The following is a 12,062-nucleotide window of genomic DNA, read 5'->3' as shown; positions in this document are numbered from 1 at the left end:
ATTTGATTATATATCAAAAGTGAATAACCCTTCTTCGTTTGCTCTCCTGGTTGGATATCCTGGATATATCGCTAAGCAATATTCCTTACATTCTGTTCAAACTCTAAAGGGTAAAAGGAAATGAGGCAGTCTCTCTCTCTGAACATACCTTATGGTTGTTGGGGTCGCCGTCTGCTCTCATTTCCTTTCACTTTTTATTCTGCTAATCTAATTTATCATTTGATAACAAACATAGGAGGGTCGGCCAGCGGAGCGTAGCCGGGTGAGTCGGTTGCCTGCTTTCAAAGCTGACGTTTGTATAAAAGGAAACAGATGATAACGTATTGAGAGGAGCTTGAGATTAAATTATATTTTAACTTGCTCCACCAGCTCCTCCAGCAAACCCACCTGCCCGGGATTGATCTTAATCAATGCCTGCTCAATACTAAACCACTCTCCCCTATCCACTTCCGGAAATTGCTGAATCTTACCGGATTTTGGCGGCCATTCCATTTCAAAAAAATTGCTTTTGATGTTATGATGGTCAATATCGCCCTCAACAGCCCAGGCCTGTACTATTTTGCCGCTTTTTTGTTTAATTGGATTGAGTTTTATAAACCGGCCATCAATATACTTGCCTGTTTCTTCATAAAATTCACGTTTCGCGGCATCCAGTGGGTCTTCCTCATCTTCATACTCGCCCTTGGGGATAGACCACGCGCCATCATCTTTGTTTTTCCAAAAGGGGCCACCCGGATGCACCAGGAAAACCTGCATTATATTGTTCACCCTTTGGTATAGGAGTACTCCGGCACTCTGTTTGGGCATAATGTTAATTTTATAAATACAATAAATAAACTTATAACAGGCTTTCAGCTTTTTGCACTAAGCTTTTAGCTTTTTATATACAAGCGTAAAGTAATATTGTTATTTTTATATCGAAACCCAATCACTAAAATAATTCAAATCATGGCAGACGAAAGATGGAGTAAATTTAAAGTTACTGCGGATTTTGATACAGATGTACGCAGTATTTACGAGGCCTGGGCAACTCCTGCAGGTCTTGAGAAATGGTTTTTGCGTAAGGCAGACTTTTACGCTATTGCCGGCCGCCTGCGCGATCCCGAAGAATTTATAAAAAAAGAAGATACCTATTCCTGGTACTGGCATGGCTATGATGATACCACGGTTGAGAATGGACAGGTGCTGGAGAATAACGGCAGTGATTTGCTTAAATTCACCTTTTCGGGAGGAAGCATAGTTACGGTAGATATCCAGAATAAATACGGATTAACCGTTGTGGAACTAACGCAGGAAAATATTCCGGAAGAAAGCGATCCATCCAAAAACTTATATGTACAATGCCAGGTGGGCTGGACGTTTTATCTCACTAATCTTAAATCGGTTATCGAGAATGGTAATGATCTTCGCAATAAACGCACAGACCTGGCCAGTAATTTCAAATAAATTCATTTTTGGCTGACATATTAAACCCACAATATTTTTAGCTTTGAAGCTAATCAAAGTCCCCCCTTTAGGGGACCGGAGGGGTTTATGTTTACAGGCATCATAGAAACTTTAGGGAAAGTAACCGATCTGAAACAGGATCAGGGGAATTTACATATCACGGTTGAATCGGCAATTGCACATGAATTGAAGATTGATCAGTCGGTTGCGCACAATGGGGTTTGCCTCACAGTGATAGCCCTGGGCGATGGCTTTCATGTGGTTACAGCTATTGACGAAACCCTGCGCAAAACAAACCTGGCACACCTAAAAACCGGCGAACCCGTAAACCTGGAACGCTGCATGCAAATGAACGCCCGGCTTGATGGCCATATTGTACAAGGCCACGTAGACCAAACCGCTGTATGCACTGCATTTAAAGAGCACGATGGCAGCTGGGAATATACCTTTGAATATGATGCAGCCAGCGGCAATGTTACTGTCGAAAAAGGGTCTATCTGCGTAAATGGCATCAGCCTAACCGTAGTAAACTCTAAAGCCAACAGTTTTTCGGTAGCCATTATACCTTATACCTTTGAGCATACCAACCTACATAACGTGCGCGAAGGATCTACCGTTAATCTGGAATTTGATATTATCGGCAAATACGTAGCCCGCTTAATGAACCGCTAACGCGAAAGCTCATTAACCCTTGCCTGCGCGTAAGCCACATATTTTTGCTGCTTAGCCGTAATTTTGCTGCCCGCGAACTTTCTGTAATATTTTATCGCGAGTTTTTTGTTTTTAAGCGATCCATCATACATGGTTGCCATGAGGTAGTAAATGATAGGTTTCTCCTCAAACTGCAAGGCTTTTTGGTAAGCAGAGATAGCTGCTTTGTATCGCAACTTTATATCATAACTATCGGCCATTTCTGCATAATAATCACTGATGTTGGGCGAGATACCTGCTTCAATGGCCGATGATTGATCTTTCAAAGCTTTGTAGGCCAATGCAGCAATATAACAACTGGTTTCTGATTGGTTTACCTGCGGTATGTTTGCAAAAGTTTCTGCACTGCAGGCATATTCTTTTAAATTATAATAGGCAGATTCCAGTTTGGTTAGCACATAGCCTGATTGAGCACCTAACGCGATCAGCTTTAAACACGTGGCCTTTTCTTCGGCATACTTATTTTCGGCAGAGGTTAGTTTAAGCAAGCTTTGCAGCAATACAATATTATCAGGATCCTGGGTTATTGCCGCGTTCAGCACCTTATCGGCCAGATCTATCTTTTTTAAACTTACATACATATCGCTCAGGTCTGATGCCACGTCGGCTTCGGCGGGGTTTATTCTGTTTGCTTTTTCAAGGTAATTCACCATCGCTATAAAGTCGCTTTTATCCATGGCTATCTTACCCAATTGTTTAAATACTAAAAAATTGGTGGTATCCTTCTGACTCAAAATTTTATAATACATTTCGGCCTTTACATTATTTCCTCTGCGCAGGTTTATAGCGCCCAGGCTATACAACACCGCATTGTTTGTGGAATCAATGTTATACATGCGTTGATAATAGCCTTCCGCATCGGGCAACTTACCTGCCATTTGCGATGTATAGGCCAGCTTGCTCAAAACCTTTATATCGGTCACAGGCTCGGGATAAGTTTTTTTGAGCAAATCGGCAGCTTCGGCAAAGCGCTGGTTTTGGTAATAATCCAGCAGTAAAGCATCATTTGTAGCCGGCAATTGCTGGGCAACAACCGTTTTAAACAAGCAGATCAAAAAAGAAAGGATTAATATATTTCTCATATCAACTAATTGATTAGTTATTTTAAACTAAATTATTAGTTATAGATGAATTATCCAAATGGTAAACAATTTTTATTATTTGGAGTTAACTATATATAATTAGAATTAAAAAACACAACACTATGGATAAGTTAAAGAAATTCGGACTGATGGAAAAAATTGTCCATGAATTAGAGGATTTGAAGAATAGCCAGCAGGCCATTATCACCAAGCTTGCCAAAATTGAAGTTGACAATATAGAGTTAGGCGATAAGAGACTGGAGAGAGATCTGCCCGACATGCATCAACGTGTAGCCGATAACCTGGACACTATTGCAAGCATCCTGCAAGATTTTGCCACCCAAACAGACACCTTTAGCGATAAGAACAATATCGCGGCATTAAAGGAACAGGACGCTATTGACAAATTGTAAAAAATGTAAAAATCCCCGGAAACGGGGATTTACTTTTTTGCGGATTTTTCGGCTTCTTTCTGTCTGTTATGATTGTATTTCCTTATCGCTTTAAAATATTTTTTTTGTTGAATATCTTTTAAAGCATCAATATCATCACCTACAATCTCTTTTAAATTTTCTTCATTATATTTAACGATGGGGCCATCATCATGTAGTTGGATTCCAACAACCAGACTCTGATTATAGTATTCCTCACTTAAACATGAATAAACATTAATATCGCCCGATATGACCTTGAACATCCAACAAGAGTCTTTAGCAATACCTTTCCAAATTTTTTCCACAGTATTACTTTTAAAAGCAAATCTGGGATCAGCAACTAAAGCAAAGCCAATACGTTCAATGCCAAGAGTTTGATCAGGATATATTTTTTGATTTCTGTTCGAATCACTTCTTGGCAGATTTTTATCTACATAAAGCAAGTAAGTTTTATGGGTAGCTTCGTCGGTTAAAATCCGTGAATCTATCTCCTTCCGGCTACCATCTGCCATGGTTGCAAAAAACTTATGTTTGAAGTTAAAATCACCCCTATTGAGCATCATCATGCTCATCCTGTTCATCATGTTCATGCTCATCTGCATGCTCTGCTCATTTACCATTGTTTTTATTTCTGCCATATTCTGGGCCAACGATATTTTCCCGGCCAAAACAATTAAAAGGACTAAAATATATTTAAAAACAGGTTTCATCGTGATTATTCAGGTATGCTAATATATGACTTGAAAAGCATATAAAGAATATACCTTACATAAGCTTTAAGACAAAATCGGGGTTCCCGTTAGCAAGCAGGTGTTTATTAATTGGCTGTATGGGGCTGGCCAACCCTTTATACGCGCAAAACGAATTTGGCGCAAGGCTTCTTCTTTATCCCTATAGCATTTGGCTAAATGAGAATTTACGGAATTTTTAAACTAGCAGAATGACTAATTAAAGCCTAAATATTTTGTTACCTATATAGCTTTTCAAATCATCTCCTTTAGTTAGCACTTAGGAGACTCCCTCTACTGATATTGTATATAACTCGGACTCGGCTTTAAAGCCAATACCTCTTTGGGTGTAAGCATCCTATGCGGAACATTCTTTATATCGTTTTTATAAAACAACTTAAATCCTGTAAACTGCACCGGTTCGCCGGCAACGAAGTATTTATAGGTGCCTTTTTTCAACTCGGGGCCACCCCAGCCATCCATATCCATTATAAACTGCACATCGTTGCGTAGTTTAATATCCTGGTAATTGGTAACCATGCGTTTGGTAAAGCGGTGAACCACAAACATTTTAGGAGGCAGATTATATTTTTTTACCAGCGAACTCAGGTAGCCGGATACATAATTGATATCGTCGGCATCAAAAGTGCCAATGCGTTTACCCGGCACGCTCCCCTCTTTCATAGAAAATTCAGGGTCGATACCGAAGTGGACATTGGGCATTTTCAAATATTTTTCCAATAATGGTAGCTCTGTTTGTACTGTGCTAAACCCTACCTGGATGTCCAAAAAAACCAAAGCATTCATGCTCTTCGCCATGTCAATCACTTTATCTATCTGGCTAAAAGGCATCCTTAGGTTGTGCAATCCATTCCTGCCGGCATCGGCCTGGGCGGTTACACAAATGTAGTGCAGGGCGGGGATTACAGGGGTAAGCGTATCTGCTTGTTCCCAGTTTTTACATTCGGCTTTTAATTTGGCCATCATCACCTTGGGTTCAAACTCGCCCAGTATACCCATGTTTTTAGAATACATATTACCATAAAAGGCAACAATGCGGTTAAAAGGCAAAATAGCGCCAGGAAGAGGTACCGGGGATTTTTTAACCGGCCATTTACCGGTTTTATCACCATTGGCCAAATTCTTCATCAATGAATCATACCGCATGGTATCAATCATCGCTACACTTTTCAGCGTAGTATCTTTTTTGCCTGGGCCAGTAGCATTATTGGCGTAAGCTTTATTTAATGAACCTGATAAAAAAACAGCCGTAACTGCCAAAAATGTAAATACCGCTGTAATCCTTCTCATCTATAAAATTAAGTACTGTATATTATTCAATACTCTTACCACGCATTGCCGTACTTATCGCCTGATCCATCAGTCGTTCGGCAAACGGGCGGGTGTATTCATTTATTTCATCTATGTTTTTCAGTATCAAATCCTTATCGCCTGTAGCAATAGCGTCTTTTAATGATGCCAGGTGCTTATTGGTCTGTTCGGTTTCATCTGCCGATACATGGCTGCCGTTCTTTTGCAAAAACCGCTCCACGGTGTAAATCATTTGCTCGCCTTCGGTACGGGCTTCTATCAGCATGCGCTGACTTACATCGTCTTTAGCGTGGGTTATGCTATCCATCAGCATTTGTTCTACCTGCTCATCGGTAATACCATAGGTAGGTTTTACTTCCACTTCTTGCTTTACGCCAGAACGTAGTTCAATAGCCTGTATGGTTAATATACCGTCGGCATTCAGCAAAAAGTTAATATCAACCTTAGGGAAGCCGGCCGGCATGCTGGGGATACCTTTGAGGTTAAACTCAGCTAATTTACGGTTCTCTTTAATCAGGTCGCGTTCACCCTGGTAAACAGCTATTTTCATATTTACCTGGCCATCAATGGAGGTAGTATACTGCCTGCCGCCTTTAGTTGGCACTTTACTGTTACGTGGGATAATTACATCCATCAAGCCGCCCATGGTTTCGATACCCAAAGAAAGCGGGGTAACATCAAGCAATAAAATATCTTTGCGGTTACCGGCCAAAATATCAGCCTGAATAGCAGCGCCCAAGGCAACTACCTCATCGGGGTTAAGATCATCATGCACCGGGCGACCGAAAAACTCCGCTACCATCTTTTTAACCAATGCCGTGCGGGTTGATCCGCCAACCATCACTACTTCATCAATCTCCTGTATGGTAAGCTTGGCATCCTTTAACGCGTTTTGGCAACTGGTAATGGTTTGCTGCACTTTAGGCATAATTAATTGCTCAAAAGTATTCCTATCAAGCGTACACCATATTTCTCCTATCTTTTCGTTAAACAGGCTTTGGTGAGCAAATGCTTTCTTGGCTTCTTCGGCTTTAAGACGCAGTTGCTGTGCCAGTTCATTATTGGCAATTATTTCGGCTTTGTTAAGGTTATTTTTTTCTATCCAGTAATCAACTATAATCCTGTCGAAGTCATCACCGCCTAAAAAGGTATCTCCATTGGTTGCCAATACCTCAAATATACCATTCTGGATCTGCAGAATAGATACATCAAAGGTGCCGCCACCCAAATCATAAACGGCTATGGTTTTGGTTTCTTCGGGATCAAGGCCTATGCCGTAAGCTAAACTTGCAGCTGTTGGTTCGTTCACGATGCGTAAAACATCCAATCCGGCCAATTTACCGGCATCGCGGGTTGCCTGGCGTTGCGAATCGTTAAAGTAGGCAGGAACGGTTATCACCGCACGGTTCACCGGGGTTTTAATGGCGTGCTCGGCACGGGCCTTCAACTCTTTAAGTATCAGGGCCGATAACTCTATCGGTGTATAAAATTTATCGCCTACTTTTATCTTAACCAGACTTTCGGTATCATCATCAATAACTTTGTACGAGAAAAAGTCTTTGTAATTTTCGATATCGTGATAACTACGACCTAACAAGCGCTTTACAGAAAAAACGGTATTCTGCGGATCGGTAATTAGATAATCCTTTGCCTCGTTACCTACAAGCACATCACCCGTTGGGCCAAAATGCACCACTGAAGGCACCAGGACACCCCGGCCTAAATCGTTTATTACCTGCGGATTTTTATCAGGATTGATGAACGCTACCAACGAATTGGTGGTACCCAAATCAATACCTACAATAATATCTTCCTTTTGTATAGAACCTGTTGCCAGGTTGATAGAAACTTTAGCCATTACTTTTACTTAACAAACCGCAAATGTACTTAGTTTTGACTGATGCAGTGTCTTTTCAATCTCTAATTATTAAATTCAGGTAAAAGGGCTATGATTTAGTCTGAACCGGGATTAAACAATTACGCTACAACAGCCTCCACAACCTTTGCTTTCTTTTCAAAAACCAGCAACGACAATAACAGCAAAAAGCCGATCACAAAAAAGCCATCCAGCACCAATGCAGAATCGCGCATTTCGTGAGTTACGGCCTCCACAAAACCAAAGGTGAATAAGCCTACCACAATGGATAGTTTCTCGGTAACATCATAAAAACTGAAGTATGATGCGGTATCCGGGATATTTTGTGGAATATATTTGGAATAGGTTGACCTGGATAAGGACTGAACCGCGCCCATAACAATCCCTACAAATACTGCTGCCACATAAAATTGGTGGGCATTGGCAATAAAGTAAACTCCGGCGCATATTACACACCAAACAGCCACTATGACCGATAAGGTTTTTATGTTACCATATTTTTCGGATGCTTTTGCTGTAATAGCGGCGCCGATGATGGCCACTACCTGTATGATCAAAATAATAGTGATCAAGTCTTCATCGGGCATTTTAAGCTCTTTGGCAGCAAAATTGGCCGCCACCAGCATAATGGTTTGCACTCCTACGGAGTAAAAGAAAAATGCAGGTAAAAACCGTTTCAACAAAGGAAGTTGTTTTACCCGTTTAAAAACCTTAGCCAGCTCTTTAAATCCACCGGTAAATACATTGTACTCATGTGAACCTGCGTTTGGTACACCTTTTGGCAGCAGGTAAAACGGAATCAGCGAGAAACCTATCCACCATAAGGCCACGATTAGAAACGATAACCGGGCCGAAAAATCTTCGGTTATACCTAACCATTTGTGCCCCAATACAAATACAAAACAAAGTATTTGCACTACAATACTACCTGCAAAGCCATATATAAAACCCTTGGCACTTACGGCATCCTGCCTATCAACGGTCGCTATCTGGGGCAGATAGGAGTTATAAAACACAAAGCCACCACAATAGCCAACAGAAGCCAAGCCGAAACAGATCATACCAAACTCAAAGGTTTCCATCTTGAAAAAGAACAAACCAAAACAGGCAAGTGTACCCAGCCAGGTGAAAAGCTGCATGTACAATTTTTTATGGCCTTTATAATCTGCAATCGACGTTAATATAGGCAGGAGCACTACAATAATGAGGTATGAGAGCCCGAGAATATAATTAGACAAAACCGTGTTTACATATTTATGCCCAAAGAAGGACACCATCCCACCCGGATTTTTATCCTGGGTAATACCCACATAGTAAGCCGGGAATATGGTAGATGTGATCACCATATTGTATGACTGGTTGGCCCAATCAAACATAGCCCAGGCCCAGATAGTTTTTTTATCGTTTTTTTCTTTCATTGTAAAGGTGAGTGGTTGATTAAGTGAGGGGTTGATTAGGTTGATTGAGTGAATAGTTGATTAGTTAGAACAGTTAAAAAAACCACTCACCTAATCCAACCAATCAACTACTCACTCCTAAAATTACTTAATCCCGTAATGATCGTTCATTAGTTTCACGAATATGGGGCCGGGTAAAATGGCCTTAAGAGTAGGCACAATGGTTTGGCCTATAGCCCCTACCAGGTAACTATGAGCGGGTTTTGATTTGGCTACTATTTTGCAGATCTGCGCGGCCAGTTTATCCGGACTTGCACCTATGCTTTCGTCCTTTTCCATGGCAGCTACAGCAGCATCAAATTCTTTTTTAAGCTGATCGTTTTTCAGGGTGAACGGAAGCTTTTCGCGGTTGCCTGTAAAATCGGTTTTAAAATCGCCAGGGTTTACTACCGATACCTTAACACCGGTATTTTGTAACTCCATGCGTAAACTTTCAGAGTATCCTTCAATAGCAAATTTTGATGCGCTGTATAACCCCTGGTATGGCAAACCAAACAGGCCGGCCAATGAGCCGATGTTAATCACCAATCCTTGTTTTTTTTCTATCATGCCCGGTAAAACGGCGCTGCTTACCCGTACTACACCAAAAAAGTTAACCTCAAATTGTTTTTTTGCAGCATCAACAGGCATCGAGTACAGCGGCCCGGTGATACCATTACCTGCATTATTAACCAATACATCTATCTTGCCTTCGGCCTTAATGATTTTATTGATAGCCGCGTTTACAGATGCATCATCGGTAACATCCATTTGCAGCGGATTAAATGTTACGCCGGATATGCGTTTAATATCACGTGTTGTACCATAAACCGTATGCCCTTCGGCTGCCAAAGCTGTGGCTGTGGCCAAACCTAATCCGGATGATGCCCCTGTTACAAGAATTACTTTTTTCATTTTTTAAATAGTGATTGAATATTTTAAGTGTTGAATTATTCTATGCAGGGAATAATTTTATAAAACTATAAAATTATAACTGTTACCCGATAATGGATGTTAAATAAAAACAACGGAAACAAAACTACCCATCAAAATCAATAAATATATTTAAGACAATGTTATTTTCCTGTTTATTTTTCTGATTACTTGGTTATATTTGAATAAAATAGATAAAACGTTTTACCAAATCACCTTTTCATTATATGACAAAAATCAAGTATGCGCTCGTAGGTTTGTTTTTAGGGGGTATTTCCCTGGCATACGGGAAAAATGACCCTTTGAAACAAATTCACCCACAACAAAATCTGGCAGATACGGCCGGCATCCCGCCCCTCAAGTGGCAGGAACACTGGTTTGAACATAAACAATTATTAACACGGGTATTTTATGATGATAATGTAGCCGTATATTATGATGACGATGTAAACCGCAGCATTACCTGGCCTTTTAAAATAATGGCTGATGTGTGGAAGTATACCAAAAAAACATACGGCAAGTTTGGCAGCGATGAGCGATTATTTGTCATTTTTCATTCGGGTAAATATGGCGGTGGCCACCCGGCTTCTTATTTTGATGACAGCCATGATAACCGTAACGTGATAGATGTTGGCCTGGGCGATCTTAATGCCTGGATGGAACCTAACGGCAACAACATCCGGATTCCGGTACATGAAGTTGGGCACATTGTTGAAGGGGCATCAAAGGGCATCAAAAACTCTCCTTCTTTTCCGCTTTGGGGCGATAGTAAATGGATGGAAATTTATATTTATGATGTACTGAAAGCACTTGGTAGTAATGATGAGGCAGAGGCTATATACCAGCAGATGCAAACCGCTAAGGATAATTTTCCCCGCCCTGGTACGCAGTGGTTTAAAAACTGGTTCTACCCTATTTATAGTCAGCACGGCGGCAAGGCAGTTTTAAACCGGTATTTTGAACTACTGGCTGCCAACTTCCCCAAAAACGGCAAAGAATACAGCCGCGACCTTAACTATGGCGAGTTTATCCACTTTTGGAGCGGTGCAGCCGGGGTGAACCTTAAAGCACAGGCAACCATCGCCTTTGGATGGCCCGACGAATGGGAAAAAGAGTTTAAACAAGCGCAAAAGGATTTCCCTAATGTGAAGTATAAATAATACCCCTACTCTACACCTATGTTTAACAAAAACGCCTGAGATCTTTACAGAAATCAGGCGTTTTAATTTATGGCTGTAAATGCTTATTACATTTTATTCCTTGGATCTGCTTTTGTTTTATTTAGGCATGTATATTACATTTACCGCATCGCCGCAATAATAAGCAGTATCACGTTTCATGGTAAAATCTATTCCTCTATCATGTACGACCTCTAAGGTTTGACTATCTATCCATTGTGCAGAAATAACTTTTCCCTGAGCGCTATAATACAGAACAGAGCCTCCCCCTGTTCTCCATTGCATAATTGAGCTTGTTTGAATATATTTTCCATTAGTATATTCTTCATTGATTTCAAATGTTTTTAAGCCGTCTGGCGCAATAATATTAACAAGGCAAATGCATTTAAAATCAAACTTCTTCCTAACTCTTCTTTTTGGTTTATCTTTAATCTGAGTGATCTTTTTTAAAAAGCTATCAAGTACGACTTTTCTCTTACTAAGCAATCCAGCATCTGCACCTAACCTTTCCCAAACTTCCAGGTCCTGATCTTTAAGAATAATCTGTTTTACCCTACTTAAAATTTGACCGTTCTGAGTTTTTGTTTCCCATTGTGCTAATGCAAGCGCAAACAAAGCATTATTTTGAGTATCTGAGTCTTCAAATTCCCCATTAAACATTTCAATAACCTGCTTTGAAACATAATCTGGATATTGACCTTGATTATACAGGTCATAGAAATTTGAGTAAACATCAAGAAATGTATCATTGCCGTTGATTGCAGTATTCCAGGTTCCCATTAATTTGATATAATTTTAAAAGCAATATAAAACAAAAAAGGCAAGGTTTAGCCCGCCTCTTCAATATAAAAACTTTTTACTATTTACGGCCAGATACCCAAATTCTGGTAAGATACTACACCTATG

At 40.4% G+C, this 12,062-nt stretch carries 12 protein-coding genes; 4 read left to right on the top strand and 8 right to left on the bottom strand.

Features of this window, described 5'->3' with window-relative positions:
• Window positions 1-345: 345 nt before the first annotated feature.
• Window positions 346-807: an NUDIX hydrolase gene (locus tag AC1D0K_RS30090; protein ID WP_477395284.1), complete on the bottom strand. Its 462-nt coding sequence runs from the start codon at window positions 805-807 to the stop codon at window positions 346-348.
• Window positions 808-948: 141 nt separating this feature from the next.
• Between AC1D0K_RS30090 and AC1D0K_RS30085 the strand changes: the two genes are divergently transcribed.
• Complete coding sequence (locus AC1D0K_RS30085; RefSeq protein WP_295713017.1) at window positions 949-1,446, top strand: SRPBCC family protein; 498 nt, start codon at window positions 949-951, stop codon at window positions 1,444-1,446.
• Between the two features lie 87 nt (window positions 1,447-1,533).
• Entirely contained in the window at window positions 1,534-2,118 is a 585-nt protein-coding gene (locus tag AC1D0K_RS30080) for a riboflavin synthase (protein WP_477395286.1), read from the top strand.
• Here the strand turns inward: AC1D0K_RS30080 and AC1D0K_RS30075 are convergent.
• Window positions 2,115-3,239: a tetratricopeptide repeat protein gene (locus AC1D0K_RS30075; protein WP_477395288.1), complete on the bottom strand. Its 1,125-nt coding sequence runs from the start codon at window positions 3,237-3,239 to the stop codon at window positions 2,115-2,117. The genes AC1D0K_RS30080 and AC1D0K_RS30075 overlap by 4 nt on opposite strands.
• Window positions 3,240-3,361: 122 nt before the next feature.
• On the opposite strand from AC1D0K_RS30075, the gene AC1D0K_RS30070 reads away from it, so the two are divergent.
• Window positions 3,362-3,652 carry a hypothetical protein gene (locus tag AC1D0K_RS30070; protein WP_295713023.1) on the top strand — a complete coding sequence of 97 codons (291 nt, stop codon included), beginning with the start codon at window positions 3,362-3,364 and terminating at the stop codon, window positions 3,650-3,652.
• Window positions 3,653-3,681: 29 nt separating this feature from the next.
• On the opposite strand, the gene AC1D0K_RS30065 is transcribed toward AC1D0K_RS30070, so the two are convergent.
• From AC1D0K_RS30065 to AC1D0K_RS30045, 5 genes are all read right to left on the bottom strand, one after another.
• Window positions 3,682-4,383 (bottom strand): hypothetical protein, encoded by a 702-nt coding sequence (locus AC1D0K_RS30065; protein ID WP_477395290.1) that lies wholly within the window; start codon window positions 4,381-4,383, stop codon window positions 3,682-3,684.
• A 312-nt stretch (window positions 4,384-4,695) separates the two neighbouring features.
• Window positions 4,696-5,712: a hypothetical protein gene (locus tag AC1D0K_RS30060; RefSeq protein ID WP_477395292.1), complete on the bottom strand. Its 1,017-nt coding sequence runs from the start codon at window positions 5,710-5,712 to the stop codon at window positions 4,696-4,698.
• Between the two features lie 22 nt (window positions 5,713-5,734).
• Complete coding sequence (gene hscA / locus AC1D0K_RS30055) at window positions 5,735-7,591, bottom strand: Fe-S protein assembly chaperone HscA (RefSeq protein WP_477395294.1); 1,857 nt, start codon at window positions 7,589-7,591, stop codon at window positions 5,735-5,737.
• A 119-nt stretch (window positions 7,592-7,710) separates the two neighbouring features.
• Window positions 7,711-9,027: an MFS transporter gene (locus AC1D0K_RS30050; protein WP_477395296.1), complete on the bottom strand. Its 1,317-nt coding sequence runs from the start codon at window positions 9,025-9,027 to the stop codon at window positions 7,711-7,713.
• A 123-nt stretch (window positions 9,028-9,150) separates the two neighbouring features.
• Window positions 9,151-9,960, bottom strand: coding sequence for an SDR family oxidoreductase (locus AC1D0K_RS30045; RefSeq protein WP_477395298.1), 810 nt, complete (start codon window positions 9,958-9,960; stop codon window positions 9,151-9,153).
• Window positions 9,961-10,205: 245 nt separating this feature from the next.
• Between AC1D0K_RS30045 and AC1D0K_RS30040 the strand changes: the two genes are divergently transcribed.
• Window positions 10,206-11,138 (top strand): hypothetical protein, encoded by a 933-nt coding sequence (locus tag AC1D0K_RS30040; RefSeq protein WP_477395300.1) that lies wholly within the window; start codon window positions 10,206-10,208, stop codon window positions 11,136-11,138.
• A gap of 117 nt (window positions 11,139-11,255) precedes the next feature.
• On the opposite strand, the gene AC1D0K_RS30035 is transcribed toward AC1D0K_RS30040, so the two are convergent.
• A complete protein-coding gene (locus AC1D0K_RS30035; protein WP_477395302.1) occupies window positions 11,256-11,936 on the bottom strand; it encodes a hypothetical protein in 681 nt (226 codons plus the stop codon).
• Between the last annotated feature and the right edge of the window lie 126 nt (window positions 11,937-12,062).

It is taken from the genome of Mucilaginibacter sp. P1_A3 (assembly GCF_056406855.1).
This window is presented reverse-complemented; position numbering and strand designations above follow the sequence as displayed.